This window comes from Glycomyces sp. NPDC021274 (assembly GCF_040641195.1).
Classification (GTDB): domain Bacteria; phylum Actinomycetota; class Actinomycetes; order Mycobacteriales; family Micromonosporaceae; genus Glycomyces.
Genome location: NZ_JBFADC010000008.1, coordinates 42,480 through 65,065 on the forward strand (window position 1 = coordinate 42,480; position 22,586 = coordinate 65,065).

A 22,586-nucleotide genomic window follows, 5' to 3' on the forward strand; every position below is an offset into this window, starting at 1 on the left:
TTTTGAAGGACAGCCTCAGTGGCGCAGCATCTCCGCGACGAGGAACGCGAGTTCGAGCGACTGCTGGGTGTTGAGTCGCGGGTCGCAGGCGGTCTCGTAGCGGTCGGAGAGCTGGTCGTCGCGGATCTCCTGGGCGCCGCCGACGCATTCGGTGACGTCCTCGCCGGTGAGTTCGATGTGGATGCCGCCGGGGTGGGTGCCGGTCTGGCGGTGCACTTCGAAGAAGCCGAGGACCTCATCGACGACCTGGTCGAACGCGCGGGTCTTGTAACCCGAGGCGGACTCGTAGGTGTTGCCGTGCATCGGGTCGCACTGCCACACGACCTTGCACCCGGCGGCCTGGACCTTCTCCACGATCGGGGGCAGGACGGTGCGGACGTTCTTGTGGCCCATGCGGGTGATGATGACGAGCTTCCCGGGGATGTTGTCCGGGTTGAGCTTCTGGCACATCTCGACGACGCCTTCGGGCGTGGCGGTCGGGCCGATCTTGCAGCCGACCGGGTTCGCGACGCGGGAGAGGAAGTCGATGTGGGCGCCGCCGATCTGGCGGGTCCGCTCGCCGTTCCACAGCATGTGGCCGGAGAGGGCGTAGGCCTTGCCGTTGAAGATGCGGGTGAGCGCCCGGTCGTACTCGATGGCGAGCATCTCGTGGGAGGCGAAGACCTCGGCGGTGTGGAGGTTCTCGTCCTCGACGCCGCAGGCGGCCATGAAGCGCACGGCGCGGTCGATCTCGCGGCCGATGGCCTCGTAGCGCTCGCCGGCCGGGGAGGTGCGGACGAAGTCCTTGTTCCAGTCGTGCACGGCCATGAGGTCGGCGAGGCCGCCGCGCAGGTAGGCGCGGAGCATGTTCATGGTGGCGGCGGAGTTGGCGTAGGCGCGGATCATGCGCTGCGGGTCGCAGACGCGGGCCTCTTCGGTCGCTTCGAGCGAGTTGAACATGTCGCCGCGGTAGACGGGCAGGCCGAGCGAGTCGAGGGCGGCCGAGCGCGGCTTGGAGTACTGGCCGGCGACGCGGCCGACCTTCACCACGGGCAGTGAGGCGCCGTAGGTGAGCACGACGGCCATCTGCAGGAGCGTGCGCATGTTCGCGAGCACGTGGTGCTCGGTGTTGTCGATGAACGTCTCGGCGCAATCGCCGCCCTGCATGAGGAAGGCGCGGCCTTCGCAGACCTCGGCGAGGAGCTCGCGGAGGTGGTCGACCTCGTAGGGGGCGACGATCGGCGGGACGCCGGCGAGCACTCCGGCGACGTCCTCGACCTCGGCGTAGTCGTCCCAGGGGGGAACCTGCTCGCGGGGCAGGTTCCGCCAGGCGTCGAGCTGATAGCGCTCGGCTTCCTCCGCGTCGGCGACGACGGGAACGAGGCCAGGGTTTCGCAGATCATGCCATTGGCGGTTCACGCGGTAATCGTACGTGGCGGCGGTGCGGGGTCACCACGCTGATTTGCGTGTCTCAATGGGTGAACCCTCACACGCGGGAGCGGGCGGCGCGACACACCGGGGACCGGCGCAGACATCCCACCTTTGGTGGCGCGTCTAGGCTGGCCGAGTGCGCGAGACGACTATTGATGACTGGCTGACCGACCTTGCTTCGGAGCTCCCGGCGCCCGGCGGCGGCGCGGCAGCGGGGATGAGCGCGGCCATGGCCGCCGCCCTGGTGTCCATGGTGTGCAACCTGACCATCGGCAAGCCGAAGTTCGCCGAACACGAGGCGGTGATGCGGGAGGCCCTGGCCGAGGCCGAGCGGCTGCGCGGGGAGGCGCTGCAGCTCGCGGAGGACGACGCGGAGGCGTTCTCGGGCGTCGTCGCCGCCTACAAGCTGCCGAAGTCCTCCGATGCGGAGAAGGCGGCGCGGACCGCGGCGATCCAGGCGGGCCTGGTCGAGGCCGCGGCGGTGCCGCTCGCGGTGGCGCGGGTGTCGGCCGAGGTGATCAAGCTGTCGGGTCGGATCCTGGAAGGGTCCAACCCGAACGTCATCTCGGACGTGGCCGTGGCGGCTTCGGCGGCGAAGTCGGCGCTGGAGTCGGCGGCGCTGAACGTGGACATCAACGTGGTCGCGATCAAGGACCCGGCCGAGCGGGAGCGGCTCGCGAGCACGCTCAACGAGGCGCTCCAGGCGAAGGTGCAGGCTGAGGCGATCATGCAGATCGTGGCGAAGAGGATTCGAGCATGAGTGACATCGACGGGCGCGCGGTCGCGTCGGACATCCGCGCGGCGGTCGCCGCCGACGCGGCGCGGCTGCGCGACGAGGGCATCGTGCCGACCCTGGCGGTCGTGGTGCCGACGGACGACGAGGGCACGGCCTGGTACGTGCGCTCGATCCGCAAGGCCGCGGAGAAGGAGGGCATCGACTGCAGGGTCGAGCACCTCAAAGACCCCGGCAAGGACGAAATCACCGCGAAGCTCCAGGAGCTGTCCCAGGACCCCGGGGTCCACGGCATCATCTGCCAGACGCCGCTGCCGGAGGGTGTGACGCTCTCGCAGGTCGGCGGGTACATCAGCCCGTACAAGGACGTGGACGGCGCGAACTCGGAGAGCCTGGGCCGCCTGGCCGCCGGGCTGCGGACCTTCGCGCCGGCGACGGCCGCGGCGGTGCTGGAGCTGCTCAAGCGCGAGGACCTGGTCCTCGAGGGCGCCAAGGCGGTCGTGGTCGGCCGGTCCACTGTGGTGGGCAAGCCGGCGGCGCTGCTGCTGCTGAACGAGTCGGCGACGGTGACCGTGTGCCACTCGCGCACGAAGGACCTCGCCGCGGTCTGCCGCGAGGCCGACGTCCTCGTCGCGGCCGTGGGCCGCGCCGGGATGATCACCGCGGACTTCGTGAAGCCCGGTGCCACGGTGATCGACGTGGGCACCAACCCGACCGAGGACGGCGGACTGGTCGGCGACGTCGACTACGCGTCGGTCGCTCCGATCGCCGCCAGGCTCACCCCGGTCCCCCGCGGCGTCGGCCCGGTGACGACCGCGCTCCTGCTGCGCCACACTGTGGTGGCGGCGGAGCTGACGAAGACCCACGGCTAGGCGATACGGCTACAGGCATCGAGGCCGACCACCCGGACAGGGAGGTCGGCCTCCGCCGTGCACGCCGAAAGCACTGCATCGGGCTGGGTTTGGTTCCCCGGTTTTCCACGATAGCGAGGCGAACCTGAAGCCAAGCTGAAGCGACCTGAAGCGAAGCTGAAGTCGGCCGCCGGGTCGCGGTCGCGGGAGGCGGGATGGCCGCCGTTTCGACGCACGCCGAGTGTCCGCGTCCGCCTAGGGAAGGGCCCCCGGTTTCGACGCTAGCGCGGCGAACCTGAAGGGGACCTGAAGCATCTGACGGCCGCTGCCGCCTCATGCGCGGTCGAAGCAGTCGGCCAGCGCCGGGAGGAAGTCCATGAAGCGGGCGCGCTGGTGGTGGGTGTCGGCGCCGGTGCCGTCGCTCTTCCACGTCACGAGCCAGCCCTCCTTCGCCGCCCAAGACCAGCGGAACAGGTCCAGACCCGCGGCCTCTGCGGCGGCGGCGACGCTCACCGCGGATGCCGGGTCGTCGGTGTGGAGCTGCCTGGGCACCGGCCGGAAGAACCGGTCCAGGGCGTCAGCGGTGAACCGTCCGATGCGGCCGCGCTGGCGGGGCTGCGGGCGCGGCAGGTCCGGCAGCGCGACCGTCTTGTAGCGCGCCCGGCGCGGATGCCAGTTCCCGGCCATCGAGGAGTCGCCGTCGAGGAGCCGGTGCTGCACGACGTCGGGTCCGGCGCTCCGCAGCCGGACGGCGTTGCACCGCAGCTGGTAGATCGAGCCCGCGGCGGTCGCGTCGAGCGCGCTGAACCCGAAGGCCGGCCGGTCGCCCCACACGCCGTGCGTCCAACCGCGCACGTGTGCGACCGGGAACCCCAGGCGCCCAAGGGAATCCAATACGACCGAGGTTTCGCCGCCGAGGTCCTCAGAATGGAGTTCGGCGCGGAACGCGAGCCGGTACTTGCGGGCGAACTGCTGCCAGCCCGCGAGTGCGGCGCGGGCCTCGCGTTCGGCCGCCGGGTCGAGCCGGGTCTCGGTCTCGAGGACCGCTCCCGCCCGTTCGGCGCCGCTCCGGCCGACCTGACCCACCACAGGTTCCTCCCACTGTCGATTCACGAGCACTGTATGGCGGCGGGGCAAGGCCGTCCTCCCCCAATTCGTGCCGCAATGCGCCCGGCCCGGGCGGGCCGCCCCACCCGCCCCCGAAACGGGGGCTGTGGCCTCGGAAAATAACTCCAAGTGGCGGATACCCGACAGACATGCACGACTGCCGGACGTAGCGTTAAGGCTTCCCACGCAGAGGAGGTTGCGTATGACACGTCGTCTCGCATTCGTGGCGACCGTCGCCGCCATGATCGTCTCGGTCTCGAGCCCGGCGATGGCGTTCCAGCACGACAGGGTGCAGAACCCGGTGGTGCACTGGGCACTCGACATCGCGATCCTTGCCATCGTGGTCGCTCCGATATGGACGGCGCTGCTCTGGGGCAAGGGACGCAGCAAGTGGCTGCTGGCAGGCCTGATCGCCTTCGTGCAGCTGCCGGTCGCGATCCTCGGCTTCTCACCGAGCGCCTCGGCATTGTTCGCCGGCAGCGGCCTGTTCCTCGGCCTCGCGCTCACGGTCGCCGCGATCTGGTACACCCGCAGGGTGACCCGCCAGGAGCGGGCCGCCAGCGAAGCGCTCGTCCAAGAGGCCCTGCCCCAGAAGGAACTGCCGGGCGAGGCCGCCTGAGCCGAGGGTGAAACCGGTGAGCCGACCGCCTTCGCGCAGCAGCCGGAACACCGGGCAGCCTTGGAAGGGACCGTCGAATCCGCCGGTGGCGGGGTTGCGGTAGGCGTGCCACGAGCAGTGCGCCTCGCCGACCCAGCCCCAGGCCCGGTGCGTCTCGGCCCCGCCGAAGCGGTACACGCCGACGCTGAGGGTCCGGTCGCCGACCGGGCGCCGGTAGAAGTCGGCGTCGAGACCCGGCACGGGAATCGTCTCGAAGTCGATGTCCGGCAGGGTCTTGTGATACGTGAAATCGGCGAGATGCGGGATCTCGCCGACCATCACAGAGGGATCAGTCTCTCGATAAGCCACGGGCACACCTGGTCTAACGACCGGGCGTGCCCGTGGTTGCGCTATGACAGTGCTTTATGGCCGATCCGGCTTCAGCTCCCCTTCAGGTTTCCCCCACTACTGTGGAAAACCGGGGGCCGCTTACGGCGAATGCTTGCGGAGCCGTAAATGTGCACAGCCAAGGCCCGGCAATGTTCTCGGCGTGCCCGTCGGCTACACGCCGAAGAACACCTCGGCGTCGGCATAACGCTCGACCGGGACGGTCTTGAGCACGTCGGTGCCTTCGTTGATCGGGATGCGCACGACGTTGGTGCCCTGGAGCGCCATCATCTTGCCGAAGTCGCCCTCGTTCACGGCCTTGGCGGCCTCGAGGCCCAGGCGGGTCGCGAGCACGCGGTCGAACGCGGTCGGGGTGCCGCCGCGCTGGAGGTGGCCGAGGATGATCGCGCGGGTCTCGATCTCCGCGCGCTCCTTGATCTCCTTGGCGACCCAGTCGCCGACGCCGCCGAGCTTGACGTGGCCGAACGCGTCGACCTCGCCGTCCTTGAGGACCATGCCCTCCTGGGCGTGCGCGCCCTCGGAGACGGCGACGATGGTGGCCTTGCCGGCCTCCTTGCGCTCCTTGACGAAGTTCGCGACCTTCTCGATGTCGAACGCGACCTCGGGGATGAGGGTGACGTTCGCGCCGCCGGCGATGCCCGCGTGCAGCGTCATCCAGCCCGCGTGGCGGCCCATGATCTCGACGACGATGCAGCGGTCGTGCGAGTCGGCGGTCGTCCACAGGCGGTCGATGGCCTCGGTCGCGATGTTCACCGCGGTGTCGAAGCCGAAGGTGTAGTCGGTGCCCGAGAGGTCGTTGTCGATCGTCTTCGGCACGCCCACGCAGTTGACGCCGTCGGCGGTCAGCTTCGTGGCCACACCCAGGGTGTCCTCGCCGCCGATCGCGATGAGCGCGTCGACGCCCAGCGCGGCCATGTTCTTCTTGATGGCCTCGACGCCGCCCTCGATCTTGTAAGGGTTGGTGCGCGAGGAGTGGAGGATCGTGCCGCCCTGGTCGAGGATGTTCTCGACCGAGTCCCAGTCCAGGGGCTGGGTGATGCCCTCGATGGGGCCCCTCCAGCCGTAGCGGAAGCCCACGAACTCGTGGCCGAATTCCTTGCTGCCCTTGCGGACCGCGGCACGGATGACCGCGTTGAGACCGGGGCAGTCACCGCCGCCGGTGAGCACGCCAATGCGCATGTGTCTTACTCCCTGGAGTGAGGACTGTTAACTGGGCGGCCCCATTGCCGAAACACGCCCAGCCTATATCGGCGGCGGGGGGCGGCGACCAGGGGTTCGGCGGGTCGGTCTAGCGGCGGGAATCGACCGGGCCGTACGCGGCGCGCTCGGCGCGGAAGGACTCGAGGGCCTTCCAGCGGGCGAGGTTGAGCCTGGCGTCGGTGAGCGCGTCGTGCATGTCGGCGTCGGGCGTCGTCGGCAGTTCGGGGCGCCCGAGGTCCTCCCAGCGCTGGCGCAGGTCCTTGGTCATGCGCGGCAGCGCTCGCGGCAGCTCGGGCATGGTGCCCCACAGCTGCGCGAACACGACGTGGTCGTAGGCCCCGATCCAGGCCCACAGCTCGACCCGCTCGCCCGGGTGGGAGCCGGTCTTCTTGCGCACGGGCGAGACGAGGAACTCGTAGAGCTCGTCGCGGATCGTGGCGCGGCTCTTCCACAGCGAGCTGGCGGGGGGCGGGAGCTTGTCGAGGACGTTGCGGCGCACCCAGTCGATGGCGCGGGAGGGGTCGAATTCGGTCGACACGGCGTAGTACTCGCGACCCTGCTCGTCGACGACGGCGATCGAGACCAGCTCGATCGTGCGACCGTCCTCGATGAACTCGCAGTCGTAGAAGTATCGGTACGCCACGCATCGGCCTTTCGTATGATCTCGAGCGGTGTTTTTTCGGCCGTTCTCGGACCCCACCCGTATGTCGCCGGACTGGAGTCGACGCTACGCCATACGATCAGGCAGCCGGAATCTGACCTCGCGATCCGCACGCGGGCGATGCGATACCGGACAATCGACGCGAAAGCACGTAGACTTGATCGTACACTCGGTCGAGTGACAAGTGCGCCGTCTGGACACATGGCTCAACGGAGCGTGAAGTTTCCGACACCGGGCTCTGTACAACGACGGAAAAGACAGCGATCATCGGAGGGAACCCGCGGACCCGGGACCCACCGAAGGGGGAGAACTATGGGTGTCAGCCCATCTGAAGACCCGCTTGCAGGCGTCGCCATGTTCGCCGGCCTCGACCCGCAGGCACGGCGGCAGATCGCGGGAGTGGCGGTACAGCGCCACTACCGGCGTGGGCACCTCCTGTTCTTCGAAGGCGAGCCGGGCGAATCACTCATCATGATCCGGTCGGGAGCCGTAAGCGTCTTCCGCACCGCCGCGACCGGCGAGCGCGCGATGCTCCACGTCGCCCGCGCGCCCGAGGTGCTCGGCGAGGTCTCCCTGCTGGACGGATCGCCCCGGTCGGCCAGCGCGGAGGCGCTCGAGGACACGTCGGCGCTGGCACTGGCGCGGTCGTCGTTCCTCGAACTCGTGCACGGGAACCCGAAGATGCTGGACGCGGTGCTGCGGTCGATGGGCATGATCGTGCGGCGGCTGACCGAGCAGTCCTCCGACCACGTGTTCCTGGACCTGCCCGGGCGGGTGGCGAAGACGCTAGTGCGGCTCGCGGAGCAGCATTCGTCGCCGATGACGACGATCGAGTTGAACCAGACGCAGCTGGCGGAAATGGCCGGCGGTTCGCGCCAGAGCGTGAACCAGGCGATCGGGATCTTCGCGAACCGCGGCTGGCTGCGCACGGAGGGCCGCAAGATCGTCGTGGTGGACCTCCCGGCGCTGCGGCGGCGGGCAGGCTTCGGCGGAGCCGAATAAGGCAGTAGAGCGGCGGAGCCCAATAGCCCCCGGACCCCAGCGGCTACTACTTGCCTTTGTCCTTGAACTTCGCGGCGTACTCGTCGACGTAGTCCTGGCCTGAGAGTGCCCTGAGGGCGTCCATGACCTCGTCGGTGACGGCGCGTTCGATGAACCGGTCCCCCACGAGTTCGCGGTAGCGGTTGAAGTCGAGCGAGGGCCCGAACCTGATCTTGACGCGGCCGATGCGGGGGATGCGCTTCCCGATGGGCTGCAGCTCCCCGGTGTTGAGCATGGCGACGGGCACGACCGGCGAGCCGGTCTGGAGGGCGAGGCGGGCGACGCCGGTCTTGCCGCGGTAGAGGCGGCCGTCGGGCGAGCGGGTGCCTTCGGGGTAGATGCCGAAGAGGCGGCCTTCGGAGAGGACGCGCTTGCCGGTGTCGAGCGAGGCGCTGGCGGCGTCGCCGCCGGCCCGGTCGACGGGGATGGCGCCGACGGCGTTCATGAAGGTGCGCACGAACCAGCCTTTGAAGCCGGTGCCGGTGAAGTACTCCTCTTTCGCGATGAACGTGACCCGGCGTTTGACGACCAGGGGCATGAAGAAGGAGTCGGTGACGGCGAGGTGGTTGGAGGCCAGGATCGCCGGGCCGTCCTCGGGCACGTGTTCGAGCCCTTCGACCTGCGGCCGGTACACGACCCACAGCAGCGAGCCCAGCGTCGCCTTCAGCACCCAGTAGATCACGCGCTCAAGCGTATCGGTACCGGTCAATCCGTCTGACGTCGAACGCTCCCGGGCGCGCGGTCCGGTGCGGCGGGGCGTCCCGCGCGGTGGCGGCGGTCGGCGGACCCGTGCGAGAATGGGCAAGCGGCGCGAAACGGGACCGCTCGGCCGCCGTGCGACCTGCGGGCCGTGCACGAGCCCTGGCGGTTCCCGCGCCCCGTCATTCAGCTACCCGGGAGGCGACGTGACGAACGTTTCCGAGGAGTTCACGTTCGACCTCGGTGCCGAAGCCAAGGCCACGATGGTGCTGTGCCACGGCTTCACCTCTGATCCGGCGAGCATGCGCCCGTGGGGCGAGTACCTGCGCGACCAGGGCTTCAATGTCGTCTCGCCGCTGCTGCCGGGCCACGGCGACACGTGGCAGGTGCTGGCGAAGGCGACATGGCAGCAGTGGTACGGGCGGCTCGAGGAGGCGCTGGACGAGGCGCTCGCACTGGGCAGGCCGGTGTTCGCGGGCGGCCTGTCGATGGGCGGGTCGCTGTGTCTGCGCCTGGCCCAGCTGCGCGGGGGCGACCTGTCGGGGCTGGTGCTGGTGAACCCCGCGATCTACGACTCGAAGCCGCAGGGCTTCCTGGCGCCGATGCTGCGGTACGTGATGCCGAGCGTGTCTTCGATCGGCTCCGACTTGAACAAGCCGGATGTGCGGGAGAAGACGACGTCGCGGACCCCGGTGGCGGCGTACGTGTCGCTGCGGCGGTTGTGGCAGGTGACGCGGCCCGAGCTGGCGCGGGTGACGGTGCCGCTGCGGATCTTCACGAGCGCGGAGGACCATGTGGTGAGTCCGCGCAACAGTGCGGTGATCCGCGCGGGCGTGCGTTCCAAGGACGTCGAGTCGACGGTGCTGCCGCGGAGCTTCCATGTGGCGACGCTCGACTACGACGCTGAGACGATCTTCTCCGGGAGTGTCGAGTTCATGAACCGGCAGCTGGTCAAGACCCGAGGTGTCCATGACTGACCGCAGTGAGCAGGAGGGCAACGGCGAGCCCGACAGCAGCGAGCAGGGCGGCGGGAGCGGCGGGCCGGAGGAGCTGCGCCCCGAGGACGTCGACCGGCGCTTCAACGAGCTCATCAAGGGTTTGGACACGGGGAGCGGGCTCGTGAAGGGGCTCGACGCCGAGGAGCATCCGACCGAGGTCGTGCCGATGACGCCCCCGGTGGCGTCGTCCTCCTCGGACGACGGGCCGACGCTGCTGGACCTGTGGGACACGGAGCTGCCGGAAGACGAGGACGACTACGAGCCGCCGGAGCCGCCTCCGGTGCCGTGGCCGAGCCTGCCGGCGATCGGCGGGCTGCTGCTCATCATCGGCGGCATCGCGCTGCTGGTGAATCCGGGTATCGCGCCGCTGGGGACGAACCCGGGACGGCTGGTCGGTTTCGTGGGGTTCCTGATCGGCGTGTGGCTGCTCATCAGCCGCCTGCGACCGGACAAGGAACCGGACGACACCGACGACGGCGCGGTCGTCTGAGGAACGTGTGCGCCGGGGTCAGCGCTGCTGCGCGTCGAGCCAGGACAGGACCGTGCCGAGGAGTGCTTCGGCGGCGGCGCCCTTGAACACGTCATCGGGAGCCCCGGCGAAAGTGAGCGGCGTGATGCCGTACGCCTCGGCGACCGCCTGGACCTCCTTCGACTGCGTCTCGGACTCGCTCACCACCAGCAGCACCGGCGGTTCGCCCACCGGCTTCGGGAACTGCTTCGGGACGCGCTGCGGCGACACGAGCACCAGCCCCGCCGCCGGGTAGCGCCCGGCCGCCAGCGCGGCCCACGCCACGCCCTCGCCGTGTCCCATGAGGACGGTCTGGCGGGGCACGGTGACCGCGGCCTGCACGACGTCGTGGGCGCGGGCCTCCGGGCCGCCGTCGGCGGCGGGCGTGCCGCCCTGGCCGCGCACGCTCACGGCCGCCGCGTACCGGCCCGATGCGGCGATCCGCTTGAGCCACAACGCGTTGAAGGCCGCCGCGCCGACCGGGTCGCCGGTGCAGCAGAGCACCGGGTTCGTCTCGGGGTTGTCCTTGATCTCGATGTCGAAGAGGTCGGCGGGCTCGAAGACGGCGATCTCGCGCCGGACCGGGGCCGGCTCGGGGGTGCGGGCGCGCCGGACCCAGGCGGTGAGGCTCATTTGGCGGGCTCCTGTTCGAGGGTGTCGATGATGCGGCCCAGGCTGGCCAGGTACTCCTCGGCGTCCACGACGAGCCGGCGGCGCGGGTCGACGTGCTCCACCGCGTGCTGACTTGATTCGGCGTTGACCTGGAGCTTGAAGCTCTCGGCGCGTTCGGGGTCGCTCTTGCGGATCTGGAGCCAGCGGGCGATCGCGTGGGTCTGCCAGTGGACGATCGGGAGCACGCCGACGCCGGGTTCGACGAGTCCGGCGACGGCCAGGGTCTGGGCTTTGGGCGAGAACATGCGCGCGAACAGCCGCGGGGCGGGCGCTTCGGGGGTGCCGCCGAGGAGTTCCGGTGCGACGCAGGCGATCTTGGGCTGGTAGCCGGTGGCGAGGACGACGAGGTCGGGACGGATCTCGGTGCCGTCGGCGAACGCGACGTCGAATCCGTCGAAGCCCGCGACCTCGCCGCGGCGCTTGATGGAGCCGTCGCCGACGTGTTCGAGGTAGCGGCCGTTGCGCACGGGCTCTTCGTCGCCGGGGCCGTTGCCGGGCGTCTCGATGCCCATGCGTTCGGCGAGTCGCTTGGGGCCCTTGAGCATGCGGTCGGTGAGGAAGCGGCGCAGGAACTTCGGACGGGAGGCGAGGCGGGCGAGGGCGTAGTCGGCCGGTTCTCCGCCGAGGTATTTGGGCAGGTGCCAGGTGCCGCGGCGCACGGAGTGGACGCAGCTGGCGGCGTTCACGGCGGCTTCGCACGCGATGTCGACGCCGGAGTTGCCGCCGCCGATGACGAGGACGTGCTTGCCGCGCAGGCGGGACGGGTCCTTGAGCTGCGAGGAGTGCAGGACGGTGCCGCGGAACTCGTCCAGGCCGGGGTAGGACGGGAGGTTCGGGGCCCAGTGGTGGCCGGTCGCGATGATGACCGCGCCGTAGCGCAGCCGCCGGGCGGCGCTGCCGGCGGCGGGTTTGACGACGACTTCGAAGCGGGCGCCGTCGACCGGCTCGAGGTGGGAGATCTCGGAGCCGTACCAGATGTGCTCGGAGAGCCCGAAGTGCTTGGCGTACGAGGTCAGGTACTCGAGCATCTGGCCGGCGGACGGGTAGTCGGGCCAGTCGTCGGGCATCGGGAAGTCGGGGATCTCGGTCTGGGACCGGGAGGTGACGAGGTGGGTGTTGGGGTAGAGGGCGCTGTGCTGGTTCTGGGGGTTCCACAGGCCGCCGAGCACGGTGTCGCGCTCGTAGCAGTCCACTTCGAAGCCGTTCTCGCGGAGGTTCTTGACCGCGATGAGGCCCGACGCTCCGGCGCCGATCACGCAGACGGCCTCGCCGCGGTCGTAGGCGGCCTGGGAGGAGTACTCCTGCAAGGGACGGTCTCCTTCGATGGGCATTCAGTCAGGTGCCGGACGGCGTTCCCGCGGGTCGACCGCCGGGGGGCGGGTCGTGGTGCGGGGCGCCGAAAGACTGAGAGCAGATTACCGTGAACGGGACTCGTACTTTCGGGGGAGGTAGGCTGCGCGCGTGCTCTTCGAGCTGTGGAAACATCCCCGTCCCGATGCCCCGGTGCTCCGCCGGGACGGGCAGGTGGTGGTGTCCTCGCACCGTCTCGCCCGGCAGGTGCTGGCCGACCGCGAGCGGTTCTCGGCCGCGAACGCGCTCGACGCGGTCACCCCGATCCCCGCCGGCGCGCTGCGGGAGCTGACGCGCCACCGGTTCCGGCTGCCGGCGACCCTCGCCAACAACGACACCGACTCGCACGAGCAGATCCGGGCGGCGTTCGGCGAGGTCTTCGCGCCCGCGAACGTGGAGGCGCTGCGCCCCTGGCTCCAGGGCCTGGCGCGCCGGACGGCCGCCGGGGTCGCCTGGCGGTTGCGGGCGGGCGAAACGGTCGACGTGGACGCGGCGGTGTCCTCGGAGATCCCCCTCGCGGCGCTCGCGCGGCTGCTGGGGCTGGAAGTCGAAGCGGCCGTGGAGGTCAAGCGTTTCAGCCGGGCCGCCCTGGAATTGTTCTGGGGTGAGCCTTCACCGGAGCGCCAGCGCGAGCTGGCCGCGGTGGTGGGGCCGTTCCATGCGCTGCTGCGGAGTTGGACCGCCGGGTCGTCGGGTGCGACGAGGGTGCTGCTCGAGGAGTACGGCGAGGACGCGGCGACTGCGGCACTTTTCTTTCTGCTGGTGGCGGGCCAGGAGACGACTTCGCAGTTCTTGACGCTGCTGCTGCACCGGCTGATCGAGGAGCCGGACCTGTTGGCTGCGGAGCCGGCGGCGATCGTCGAGGAGGGCCTGCGGTTGCTGCCGCCGATCACGTCGTGGCGGCGGGTCGTGAAGCGGGACACCGACATCGGCGGTTTCGCGGTGCGGGCGGGCGAGTCGGTGCTGGTGTGGCTCGGGGCTGCGGGCGTGGACGAGGGCGTGGCCGAGTGTCCGATGCGGATGGTGCCGGGTCAGCGGGGTTCGCGGCGGCACTTGGCGTTCGGCGCGGGGGCGCACCGGTGCCTCGGGAGCCAGTTGTCGCGGCTGGAGGCGGAGGTGGTCGTGGCGGCGTTGGCGCCGCTGCTCCCCCGCTGCCGCGTGGTGGCCGCTCCGGTGAGCGAGCCGAACCTCTCGTTCCGGATGCCGAGCCCGCTCGTGGTGCGGTTCGCCGGTTAGAGCGGGCCAGTTGACGGATCGCTTGTGGGAGGTGATGGCTGCGTGCGCGGCCGATGCCGTCCTGGCACTGCGCGGGAACTACAACGAGCCTGGATCTGCGGCGTCGCGCTGCCTGTGATCGATGTCCTCGCCGCAAAAGCCCCGGTGACCTGCACGCAGGATCACCGGGGCTTGATCTCAATGCTCGTGCTTTGCGGTGCGGCGCAATGGCTCGACGATGAGCGCTTTCGGTCCTCATGTTCGTTGGGGGTGCTCGGCGCTCATCGCCTCGCTGTCAGCGGAGCCCGTAAGAGCGGATCGTGGTCTGGGTGACCTCGGTGCCCGCTTCGTCGGTCGCGGTCATCCGGGTCGAGACGTACCGGGCGTTGCGGGGATGGTCGAGTTCAACGGTGCCGGTGCTCCCGTCAAGGTCGACGTCGACCGCCTTCCAGGTCCGTCCGTTGTTATAGGACACCTCGAAGGTGATCGCTTCTGCCGTCACGGCCTCGCCCTCACCGTCCACCAGCTCGAGGGTGAGCTCCTGGTCGCGGTCCTCGGTCCAACCGCCGTCGACGCCCTCCGCGGTGATGCCGACCGCCGGGAGGGTGAGCAGCTGGTAGCCGTCGGGGTTCATCGCGGTCGGATCGAGGTCGAAGGACCATGCGATGGAGGAGGTGGTGGCGAACGGTCCTGTCGCGGTTCTGCGCGTCCCATCGACGGCCAGCGTGTAGCGGCCCGCGGCGGGATCGGTGAGGTCGAAGCCGAAGCCGAAGGACGGGTCGATGCCGCTGACCTGGTCGACCTGGAGTCCGTCCAGGAGCAAGGTCGCGTCGCCGGCGTATCCGACCAGGTTCACGTTCTCGCCGTTGACACCGGCGCCCAGGTTGGCGAAGCTTTCCGTGCGGGTGACGCCGTCATCGTTGTAGAGGAACATCGCGCTCCCGCCGGCCGTCAAGGGGCCGTGCGGGAATGTCCGCTCGGTCTCACCGGGTTCGAAGACGAAGTCCGCGTCCTCGCGGAAGCCGTCCAACAGGTTGTCGTCCGCGTCGTACCGTCCGCCTTCGATCAGGTTGCTCCAGTTGATCGCGGGATCGGCGGTGAAGAGCTCGAGCCGCTCGGAGGGGAACGACGTGGGAGTCAGGTAGCAGACGCCCATGCCGATGGATGCGGCGGCGTGGTCGCCGATCTTGCAGGTGAAGCCGTCCACGGCCTTGCCGAAGCCGCGGTACTCGGTCCGGACCGCCGCGAGTTCGTCGTCGGCGACGCTGAATGCGGTGTCATCGGGAATGCCGCCGTGCTGGGCGAACGCGAGGTTGTACTCGTACGGCCCGCCTTCGGTGCCGGTCAGCGTCTGCTGGTACCGGAAACCGAGGTCGTACCCGGGCAGGTCGGTTTCCGGCATGAGGTAGCGGTTGGTGGCGTCGCGCCCGAAGCTGGTCAACTCGACGCCCGAGCCGCCGGGTGCGAGGGCGGCCAGTGCGAGGACGTCATTGGCCAGTGTCGCATCGGACCGCTCGACCTCGACCGAGACGGGCTGGGCCTTGGCGCCGTCGAGGAGGAGGCCCGTGCTCTGGTCCTCGATCTCGACGTGGCTGATGCCGTGCATCTGCTCCCCCGGCTCGGTGTCGGTGGCGCCGTTCCCGAACGAGTAGGTGAGGAGGTAGGCGCCGGGCGTGAGGTCGGCGGTGGCGGTGCCGTCGGCGTCGAACTCGAGTGATCCGTTGTGGTCAGGGTCGGTGGTGTCGAACCAGGTCACGTGGCTGTTGTCGGGGACGCCGCCGGAGCGGTCCTTGATGGTGACGGTGAGCGTCTGGGCGGCTTCGGCACCGGCGTCATCGGTCGTCGGCGGCAGGCCCGCGTACGACTCCAGTTGGGACGCCTCCACGTCGGCGGCGTCGGCGTGGCCGTCGGCCATGAGCTGGGTGACGTTGTAGCGGCGGGAGTCCTCGGTACCCGAAAGGATGTCCTCGGAGTTGTCTTGCGGGACGATGATCGTGTCGCCGCTGCCGTCCGCGGCCGGGACCGCGAGGAATCCGACGTCCTCTCGGCCTTCGGCGGGAAGCAACCCGATCGTGCCGTCCGGTTCCATTCGCACCTGGTCGCCGGTCGGCAGCAGGACCGTCTCCGGAGCCTGATCCGAAGTGTCAAGGGCGGCAGGCGGGTCGATGACCGCCTGACCGCCGGCGGGTGCCGCTGCGGTGGCGAGACTCGCGGTCATGACGGTGACGCCGGCCGCGACGAGCAGGGCGGTGCCTCCCGCTGCGGAGGCGAGCAGTCGGCGACGGCGCACAGCGCCGCGCGATGGTTCGGGAGGTGTCGGGGAGTCGTCGTGGTTCTTCATGGGTTCGACCTTCCAGTGGTGGTGTGCGGCGCCACGTGCGCGGCGACGCGGATACGGCTCGGTAATACGGTGAATCAGCTTTCGGCCACGCCGGAACGGCGTGCCGAACGGCCCAGGCCGAAAATGAGCACGGCTCCAACGATCAGGTGCATCGCGCAGAGCACGACTCGGGTTTCCGTGTCGATGGCGCTCGCCAGCGGGCTCACGAGTGAAACCGCGAGTGTCGCCGTCGCAATGAGGAGCCAGGTTCGCCTCGGTCGCTTGGCCTTTCGTTCCAGCAGTGCGAGCAGCGCCCACGCCGCCAACCCCGCGACCAGGCTCGACACGACGATCGCGTACAAGCGGACGACCTGCTCGTTGCCGTTGAGCAGGACGGTCGGCAGGATGCCGCCGATGATGCCGGTCGGGACCCAGACGGCGATCGACGCAACAGCACCAGCCGCGACCACGAGCATTCGGCGGCCGGTACTCGGTTCGGCGACCGGTTCGGCGGTGATCTCCGTGGACATGGGGGTTCCCTTCGGTGGTGGCCTGGCGCGGCGATTCGCCGCCGCGCCACTTCCCATAGCCTTGCCGCGCAAGGCCCCTCGTCGCATCGGTCGACCCGCGATCGGGCCCTCGACTTCTGTCGAGCGGGAAATCGACTTTGGTAGGTGTCGCCCGACGACGATGCGTCCCTAGGCTTGGCGGGTGACGAACAGGTCTCCTTGCGGCACCGATTCCCCGAACGCGCCGTCCACCGGCGCGATGATCAGTGCGCTCGTCAGCGCGGTCGCGCTGACCGTGCTGACCCTCTTCGGCGAGGCGGTCGGGCATTGGACGGGTTGGCTGCCGAGCTTCGACATCGCGTTCGGAGCGGCGAGTCTGCTGGTCTCGCCGCTGCTGCTGCGACGACCGGTCAGCGCGACGGTGGTGCTGGTGGCATTGGCGCTGCTGTCGCCCGCGGCCACGCCGTCGGCCGCGATGGGCGTGCTGTGCGTCGCGCAGCAGTCCCGGTTTCGCGTTGCCGCCACCGTGGCCGCGGCCGGTTTCATCGCCCATGCCTGGCAGGGCATTTGGCGCGGCTACCCGGGCATCGACTACATCTGGTGGCTGCTCTTCATCGCCGTCGCGTTCAGTGCGCTGCTCAGCTGGGGCCAGTTCGCCCGGGACCGGCGCGCGCTCATCCACTCGCTGCGTGAACGCGCCCGGCGCGCCGAGGCCGAGCAGGGGCGGCGGGTGGCCGAGGCCCGGATGCGCGAGCGCCACCTGGTCGCCAGGGAGATGCACGACGGACTGGCCCACCGGTTGTCGCTCCTGTCGACGTACGCGGGCGCCTTGGAGTACCGCCCCGACTCCCCTCCTGAGCAGCTCGCGACCGCCGCCGGAGTGATCCGCGCCGGAGCGCACGAAGCACTGAACGAGCTGCGGGAGGTGATCACCGTGCTGCGTGAGGACGCGAATGACCACGACTTGCTCCCGCAACCGGTGCTCGACGACATTCCCCGCCTGGTCGACGAGTCCCGGGACGCCGGTGCGGCAGTGGATCTGCACGACGCGGCGACCGGCGGGGAGACCGTGCCCGACCTCGTCGGCCGCACCGCCTACCGGGTAGTCCAGGAAGGACTCACGAATGCCCGCAAACACGCTGCGGGCCAACCCGTCCAGATCAGCTTGGAACGCCGCTCCGATGACCGTCTCGTGATCGACATCCGCAATCCGCTGCCGCCGGACCGATCGGCCGCACCCGCGGCACCCGGCGGCGGTTTCGGCCTGATCGGCATGGCGGAACGGGTGCGCCTCGCGGGCGGGAACCTCGACCACGGGACGAGTCCGGCCGGCGAGTTCCGAGTCCGGGCCTGGCTACCATTGCCGACGTGAATGCTCCGCTGCGCGTCCTCCTGGTCGACGACGACGCCATGGTCCGCGCCGGTCTGTCCATGATGATCGACGGCGCCCGCGGCATCACCGTGGTGGGCAAGGCCGCCGACGGCGACGAGGTGCTCTCGGCCGTGCACCGTTTCAATCCCCACGTGGTGCTCATGGACCTCCGCATGCCGCGCATGGACGGCATCACCGCCACCCGCCGGGTGCGGCAGTTGCCGAGCCCGCCGGAAGTGATCGTGCTGACCACCTTCGACGCCGACGAGGACATCCTGCACGCGTTGCGGGCCGGCGCCAGCGGCTTCCTGCTCAAGGACACGCCGCCCGAGCAGATCGTCGCCGCGATCCTCAGCGTCGCCGCAGGCGACCCGATCCTGTCACCGCAGATCACCCGCCGGCTCATGGAACGGGCGGCCGCCGAGACCGACGCCTACGTGGCGGCCCGGGCCGCGCTGGCCGGCCTGAGCACCCGCGAGCACGAGGTGGTCCTCGCGGTGGCGCAGGGCCGGACGAACGCCGAGATCGCCGCCGAACTGTTCATGAGCGTCGCCTCCGTCAAGGCGCACATCACCCATGTCTTCGGCAAGCTCGGTCTCAGCAATCGCACGCAGATCGCCATGCTCGCCCGCGAGGCGGGCCTGGCCTGAGACCGCTTCTCCGCGTACCTGGTCTCGGTGCCCCGACTGCAGCACGTTCTTAATGTGTTGCGATGCGGTGCAGGCGCTTGCCAAGCTGTCGGGATGCCTGAATTCCTGGAGTTCCGCCAACGCGGCACCGCATATGTCCTTCGTGATCTGCCCGAGCGGTCGGGAGTCGAGGTCCTCGTGATGCTCCACCGGGACCAGCCGGAGGCCGGCGTCCAGGTGCCCGGCGGCGGGGCGCGGCCGGGCGAGACCCCCGGTGAGACGGCGATGCGCGAAGCGGTCGAGGAGACCGGCGTCCAGGGCCTCACGTTCGGCGAGGTGCTGGGCAGCAAGCTGATGGCGGTGCCCGAGTGGCGCAACTTCGACTACCAGGTGACCACGTATTCGTGGATGAGCACGGAGGACCCGCGCGACTCGTGGGACCACACGGTGGTCGACACCGGCGACGAGGACGACGGGATCCGGATGCGCTGCGAGTTCCGGCCGGTCGAGGCGTCGGGGATTGACTGGGGCCTGGACTGGCTCCTCGGTCTCGCGCTCCCGAGGTTCAAGGCGCTGCGCGAGGCCGAGCGACGCGTGCCCGCGTAAACGGCCTCCGGATCGGTGGTGCGATGCGGGCGCCGGGGGTAGAGGCGCCCGCATCGCACTGATTCGGCACCTAATGGGCCGGTTCGATGACAATGTACTGGACCCCGCCAAGTCACGTGGGAGCGAGCGCCATGACTGTGACGACTCGACGCCGAGCAGGCATAGTCGCAGGTAGCGGGGGCGACTCCCCGGCTTCGGTTGGGCAGCATCGTCTTTGGGCGCTGCGCAGCGACAGGCCCCTTGGGGTCCGCTAAGCGACGCCGCCGAAGCGGCGCAGGTCCCCTTCCAGGTCGAACCACTCGGAGGCGCTGAGGCGGAAGACCTCCGGGGCGAGTGCGGCGGCGTCGGCGGGAATCCAACCGAGACGCCGGCCCGGGAGGTCGGTGAGGTTCTCGTACTCGGCCAGGCCCGGCTCGAGCGGCCATGATCCGATGAGGACGGATGCCTCGATGCCGCGCCGCTCCAGTGCTTCGAGCGTCAGGGCCGTGTGGTTGAGGGTCCCGAGCCCGGCGCGGGCGACGACGACGGCCGGGCACCCGAGCTCCACGGCGAGATCGCGGGCGGTCCAGCCACCGGCGCCGAGCTGGACGAGCAGGCCGCCGGCGCCCTCGAGCAGGACCACCTCGGACTTGAGGCCGAGGATCGTCTCGGCGACCTCGTGGAGGTCGAGCAGCGGCAGGCCGCTGCGCCGCGCGGCGGCGAAGGGCGCCAACGGATCGGGGTAGGCGGCGAGGGCGCGGGCCGGTGCGCCGGAAAGGCGGGTGACCTCGGCGGCGTCGTCGTCGTCACCGGTCTGGGCGAGCTTGACGACCTCGACGCTGCGGCCCTGCCGCATGAGGAAGGCGGCCAGCGCGGCGGTGGCGACGGTCTTGCCGACCCCGGTATCGGTGCCGGTCACGAGGACCGGTCCTTCGAAGGCGATCACAGGTGCAACCTAACTGCCGCCGATGCGGCACTGCGATGACGGCGACCGGTTGGGCCGGCCATGGCGGGACAAGAAGTGCTGTGTGACATGTGATGTGGCACTGGTCGTCATTCGGCGAGGTCCGGGCCGGTCGCCGCGACGATGGCAAGGGCCCGGTCGAAGTCGGCCGCGTCGATGCCGGTGTTGATCGTGATCCGCAGGCGCGAGCGATGATCCGGTGTGGACGGCGGGCGGAAGCAGCCGACCGCGACTCCCGCTGCGGCGCATCGTTCGGCCCAGCCGGTGGCCGCCCGCGCGTCTCCTGCGGGCGGCGAGAGCACCCCGGCGGCCGGGACCGGAACCTCGAGCAGTTCCGCAGCCCGGGCCGCGCGGTGGGCGAGTTCGGTTCGGGCGCTATCGGATTCGCGCGCGATCGCCAGCGCCGCACCGGCTCCGGCGATGACCGCGGGCGGTGGCGCGGTGTCGAAGATGAAGGTGCGGCCCGTGTCGTGCAGGTGCCGTCGCAGCGCGGCCGGTCCGGCGACCACGCCGCCCGCCGCACCGAGGGCCTTCGAGAGCGTTGCGGTGATGACGATCCCCGGATCGCCCGCGAGCCCGGCCGCGGCGACGCCGCCGGCGCCGCGCGGTCCGACCGTGCCGATCCCATGGGCCTCGTCGACGAGCAGGATCGCCCCGTACGCGCTGGTGAGGGCGTGGAGTTCGCGAAGCGGCGCGGCGTCGCCGAGGACCGAGTAGACCGATTCGACCGCCACGAGCGCAGGCCGCAGCGCCCGCAGTTGGCGTTCGAGATCCTCGAGGTCGTTGTGCGCGAAGGTGTCCGAGCAGCCACCCGCGAGGCGGGCGGCGTCGTGGAGCGACGCGTGGGCATGGGCGTCGAGCAGCACCGGGCCGGCCAGCGCGGCTGCCGCGCCGAGGTTGGCCATGTACCCCGAGGAGTACAGGACGGCGGTCTCGGTGCCGGTGTGTCGGGCGAAGTCGGCTTCGAACTGCTCGTGGACGCTCGTGGTGCCGCGCACGAGGCGGGAGCCGCCCGCGCCGAGCCCGTGGTCGGCGAGTGCGGCGGCCGCGGCGGTCAGGACGGCCGGGTGGCGGGAGAGCCCGAGGTAGTCGTTCCCGGCCAGGTCGATCGCCTCGGCGCGGGTGCGGACGGTGCGGGTCAGTCCGGCCTTGGCGCGGAGGTCGGCCTTGCGTCCAAGGCGGGTCCAGACGGCGGCGGCATCGGCGCCCGGTTCGTTCCGGTGGGCTGCCGCGCGATCTGAGGGGACGGAGCTGGAGGCGGCGCCCGCGCCGCCCGACGCGACGGCTACCGGGTCGTGACCGTGCGCGGCTGCCGCCGCGCCGGGCTCGGCTCCCTTCGAGCCGGGCTTGCCGTCGACTTGCCGCGCGCCTTCCGCGGTGCTCACGCGATGACCTCGTCGAGCGCTTCGGCGAGGGCGTTCACGAGCAGGTCGGTCTCGTCGTCACCGAGGATCAGCGGCGGCATCAGCACCACCGTGTCGCCGAGCGGGCGCAGCCACACGCCCCGCTCGCGAGCGGCCTGGCACACCGCGAAACCCGTGCGGTCGCCGACCGAGGCGACCTCGACCCCGATCATCGTCCCCAGCTGGCGGATCTCGACCACGCCGTCTTTGGCGCCCACGGGTTCCAGCAGCTTCGCGAGCCGGTCGCCGAGCCTCGCCGCCTGGCCGATCACGTCCTGCTCCCCCATGACCCGCAGGTTCGCGAGCGCGGCGGCGCAGCACAGCGGGTTCGCAGTGTAGGTGTGGCCGTGGAAGAACGTGCGGGGCGTCGTGTCGCCGGGCCGGGTCAGGAACGCCTCGTAGACGTGCTCGGCGGCGAGCACCGCCGAGAGCGGCAGGTACCCGCCGGTGATGCCCTTGCCGCAGGTGAGCAGATCGGGGACGACGCCGGCGTGCTCGGCGGCCCACATCCTCCCCGTGCGCCCGAAGCCGGTGGCGACCTCGTCGAAGATGAGCAGCGCCCCGTAGGCGTATGCGAGTTCCCTTGCGGTGCGGAGGAACCCGGCGTCGTAGTCGAGCATGCCGGCCGCGCCCTGGATCATCGGCTCGACGATGATCGCGCAGACCTGGTCGCCGTGCTCGTGCATGATCGAGCGGAGTTCGGCGTCGGCCATCTCGTTGCGGTCCCGGCCCAGGGCGCGGTCGCCGGGTGAGATGACGCCGATGGTCTCCAGCAGCAGCGGCTTGTAGGCCTCGTGGAAGAGTGCGTGGCCGCCGACGGCGACCGCGCCGAGGGTGTCGCCGTGGTACGCCTGGTCGAGGCGCACGAACTTGGGCCGGGCGTGGCCGGTCTGGGTCGAGTACTGGTAGGCCATCTTCAGAGCGGCCTCGACCGCCGAGGAGCCGTCGCCGGCGTAGAAGACCTTGGTCAGATTCGGTCCGTCCCACTTGGGCGCCAAGGCGATGAGCGCTTCGGAGAGTTCGATGCCGGGCGTGTGCGTCGTACCGAGGAACGTGGAGTGGTCGAGCTTGGCGAGCTGGGCGGTGATGGCGGCGTTGATGTCGGGGTGCCCGTGGCCGAGGGTCGTGGTCCACAGTGAGGAGACGCCGTCGAGGTAGCGGCGGCCGTCGACGTCGATGAGCCAGGGGCCTTCGGCGCGGTCGACGACGACGGGCCGGTCGCCGGTCCAGGTGGCGTGCTGGGTGAAGGGGTGCCACACGGCCGCTGCGTCGCGGGCGGTCCATTCGGCGCTGGCGGTCATCAGTCGACTCCTTAGATGGTTCCTACAAAACTGGTTGGAGGATACCGCCGGA

General features: G+C 70.3%; 22 protein-coding genes. 10 read left to right on the top strand and 12 right to left on the bottom strand.

Going from position 1 to position 22,586, the window contains the following annotated elements:
* Positions 1-15: 15 nt before the first annotated feature.
* Positions 16-1,377 (bottom strand): class II 3-deoxy-7-phosphoheptulonate synthase, encoded by a 1,362-nt coding sequence (locus tag AB0I03_RS18080; RefSeq protein WP_360414477.1) that lies wholly within the window; start codon positions 1,375-1,377, stop codon positions 16-18.
* A gap of 169 nt (positions 1,378-1,546) precedes the next feature.
* Here AB0I03_RS18080 and AB0I03_RS18085 point away from each other — a divergent pair, with 169 nt between their 5' ends.
* A complete protein-coding gene (locus AB0I03_RS18085) occupies positions 1,547-2,170 on the top strand; it encodes a cyclodeaminase/cyclohydrolase family protein (RefSeq protein ID WP_360414032.1) in 624 nt (207 codons plus the stop codon).
* Positions 2,167-3,015: a bifunctional 5,10-methylenetetrahydrofolate dehydrogenase/5,10-methenyltetrahydrofolate cyclohydrolase gene (locus AB0I03_RS18090; RefSeq protein ID WP_360414035.1), complete on the top strand. Its 849-nt coding sequence runs from the start codon at positions 2,167-2,169 to the stop codon at positions 3,013-3,015. Before AB0I03_RS18085 ends, AB0I03_RS18090 begins: the two co-directional genes overlap by 4 nt.
* A 312-nt stretch (positions 3,016-3,327) precedes the next feature.
* Here AB0I03_RS18090 and AB0I03_RS18095 read toward each other — a convergent pair whose 3' ends face one another.
* Positions 3,328-4,080: a hypothetical protein gene (locus AB0I03_RS18095; RefSeq protein WP_360414038.1), complete on the bottom strand. Its 753-nt coding sequence runs from the start codon at positions 4,078-4,080 to the stop codon at positions 3,328-3,330.
* Positions 4,081-4,303: 223 nt separating this feature from the next.
* Between AB0I03_RS18095 and AB0I03_RS18100 the strand changes: the two genes are divergently transcribed.
* On the top strand, positions 4,304-4,720 hold the full coding sequence (locus AB0I03_RS18100) for a hypothetical protein (protein ID WP_360414041.1): 417 nt from the start codon (positions 4,304-4,306) through the stop codon (positions 4,718-4,720).
* 540 nt (positions 4,721-5,260) lie between these two features.
* Here the strand turns inward: AB0I03_RS18100 and AB0I03_RS18105 are convergent.
* Both AB0I03_RS18105 and AB0I03_RS18110 read right to left on the bottom strand, forming a co-directional pair.
* On the bottom strand, positions 5,261-6,286 hold the full coding sequence (locus tag AB0I03_RS18105) for a 6-phosphofructokinase (RefSeq protein WP_360414044.1): 1,026 nt from the start codon (positions 6,284-6,286) through the stop codon (positions 5,261-5,263).
* 109 nt (positions 6,287-6,395) lie between these two features.
* Positions 6,396-6,950, bottom strand: coding sequence for a polyadenylate-specific 3'-exoribonuclease AS (locus AB0I03_RS18110; protein ID WP_360414047.1), 555 nt, complete (start codon positions 6,948-6,950; stop codon positions 6,396-6,398).
* 330 nt (positions 6,951-7,280) lie between these two features.
* Between AB0I03_RS18110 and AB0I03_RS18115 the strand changes: the two genes are divergently transcribed.
* Complete coding sequence (locus tag AB0I03_RS18115; protein ID WP_030158415.1) at positions 7,281-7,970, top strand: Crp/Fnr family transcriptional regulator; 690 nt, start codon at positions 7,281-7,283, stop codon at positions 7,968-7,970.
* A 46-nt stretch (positions 7,971-8,016) separates the two neighbouring features.
* On the opposite strand, the gene AB0I03_RS18120 is transcribed toward AB0I03_RS18115, so the two are convergent.
* Entirely contained in the window at positions 8,017-8,691 is a 675-nt protein-coding gene (locus AB0I03_RS18120) for a lysophospholipid acyltransferase family protein (protein WP_360414051.1), read from the bottom strand.
* Positions 8,692-8,914: 223 nt separating this feature from the next.
* Here AB0I03_RS18120 and AB0I03_RS18125 point away from each other — a divergent pair, with 223 nt between their 5' ends.
* Both AB0I03_RS18125 and AB0I03_RS18130 read left to right on the top strand, forming a co-directional pair.
* Positions 8,915-9,685 carry an alpha/beta fold hydrolase gene (locus tag AB0I03_RS18125; protein WP_360414054.1) on the top strand — a complete coding sequence of 257 codons (771 nt, stop codon included), beginning with the start codon at positions 8,915-8,917 and terminating at the stop codon, positions 9,683-9,685.
* On the top strand, positions 9,678-10,196 hold the full coding sequence (locus AB0I03_RS18130) for a hypothetical protein (RefSeq protein WP_360414057.1): 519 nt from the start codon (positions 9,678-9,680) through the stop codon (positions 10,194-10,196). Before AB0I03_RS18125 ends, AB0I03_RS18130 begins: the two co-directional genes overlap by 8 nt.
* An 18-nt stretch (positions 10,197-10,214) precedes the next feature.
* Here AB0I03_RS18130 and AB0I03_RS18135 read toward each other — a convergent pair whose 3' ends face one another.
* Positions 10,215-10,847 carry a hypothetical protein gene (locus tag AB0I03_RS18135; protein ID WP_360414060.1) on the bottom strand — a complete coding sequence of 211 codons (633 nt, stop codon included), beginning with the start codon at positions 10,845-10,847 and terminating at the stop codon, positions 10,215-10,217.
* Positions 10,844-12,193 (bottom strand): NAD(P)-binding domain-containing protein, encoded by a 1,350-nt coding sequence (locus tag AB0I03_RS18140; protein WP_360414063.1) that lies wholly within the window; start codon positions 12,191-12,193, stop codon positions 10,844-10,846. The genes AB0I03_RS18135 and AB0I03_RS18140 overlap by 4 nt, the downstream gene beginning before the upstream one ends.
* 154 nt (positions 12,194-12,347) lie before the next feature.
* On the opposite strand from AB0I03_RS18140, the gene AB0I03_RS18145 reads away from it, so the two are divergent.
* On the top strand, positions 12,348-13,472 hold the full coding sequence (locus AB0I03_RS18145) for a cytochrome P450 (RefSeq protein WP_360414066.1): 1,125 nt from the start codon (positions 12,348-12,350) through the stop codon (positions 13,470-13,472).
* A 274-nt stretch (positions 13,473-13,746) separates the two neighbouring features.
* Here AB0I03_RS18145 and AB0I03_RS18150 read toward each other — a convergent pair whose 3' ends face one another.
* Together AB0I03_RS18150 and AB0I03_RS18155 are read right to left on the bottom strand one after the other, a co-directional pair.
* A complete protein-coding gene (locus AB0I03_RS18150; RefSeq protein ID WP_360414069.1) occupies positions 13,747-15,792 on the bottom strand; it encodes a hypothetical protein in 2,046 nt (681 codons plus the stop codon).
* A 74-nt stretch (positions 15,793-15,866) separates the two neighbouring features.
* Positions 15,867-16,301, bottom strand: coding sequence for a DUF6069 family protein (locus AB0I03_RS18155; protein WP_360414075.1), 435 nt, complete (start codon positions 16,299-16,301; stop codon positions 15,867-15,869).
* A gap of 181 nt (positions 16,302-16,482) precedes the next feature.
* Here AB0I03_RS18155 and AB0I03_RS18160 point away from each other — a divergent pair, with 181 nt between their 5' ends.
* From AB0I03_RS18160 to AB0I03_RS18170, 3 genes are all read left to right on the top strand, one after another.
* Positions 16,483-17,652 (top strand): histidine kinase, encoded by a 1,170-nt coding sequence (locus AB0I03_RS18160; protein WP_360414078.1) that lies wholly within the window; start codon positions 16,483-16,485, stop codon positions 17,650-17,652.
* Complete coding sequence (locus tag AB0I03_RS18165; protein ID WP_360414480.1) at positions 17,640-18,302, top strand: response regulator transcription factor; 663 nt, start codon at positions 17,640-17,642, stop codon at positions 18,300-18,302. The genes AB0I03_RS18160 and AB0I03_RS18165 overlap by 13 nt, the downstream gene beginning before the upstream one ends.
* A 93-nt stretch (positions 18,303-18,395) precedes the next feature.
* Entirely contained in the window at positions 18,396-18,887 is a 492-nt protein-coding gene (locus AB0I03_RS18170) for an NUDIX domain-containing protein (RefSeq protein ID WP_360414081.1), read from the top strand.
* A 250-nt stretch (positions 18,888-19,137) separates the two neighbouring features.
* Here the strand turns inward: AB0I03_RS18170 and bioD are convergent, their stop codons facing one another.
* The 3 genes from bioD to bioA form a co-directional block, all read right to left on the bottom strand.
* Positions 19,138-19,812 (bottom strand): dethiobiotin synthase, encoded by a 675-nt coding sequence (gene bioD / locus AB0I03_RS18175; RefSeq protein ID WP_360414084.1) that lies wholly within the window; start codon positions 19,810-19,812, stop codon positions 19,138-19,140.
* A gap of 107 nt (positions 19,813-19,919) precedes the next feature.
* Positions 19,920-20,972 carry an aminotransferase class I/II-fold pyridoxal phosphate-dependent enzyme gene (locus tag AB0I03_RS18180; RefSeq protein ID WP_360414483.1) on the bottom strand — a complete coding sequence of 351 codons (1,053 nt, stop codon included), beginning with the start codon at positions 20,970-20,972 and terminating at the stop codon, positions 19,920-19,922.
* Positions 20,973-21,211: 239 nt separating this feature from the next.
* A complete protein-coding gene (gene bioA / locus AB0I03_RS18185; RefSeq protein ID WP_360414087.1) occupies positions 21,212-22,534 on the bottom strand; it encodes an adenosylmethionine--8-amino-7-oxononanoate transaminase in 1,323 nt (440 codons plus the stop codon).
* Between the last annotated feature and the right edge of the window lie 52 nt (positions 22,535-22,586).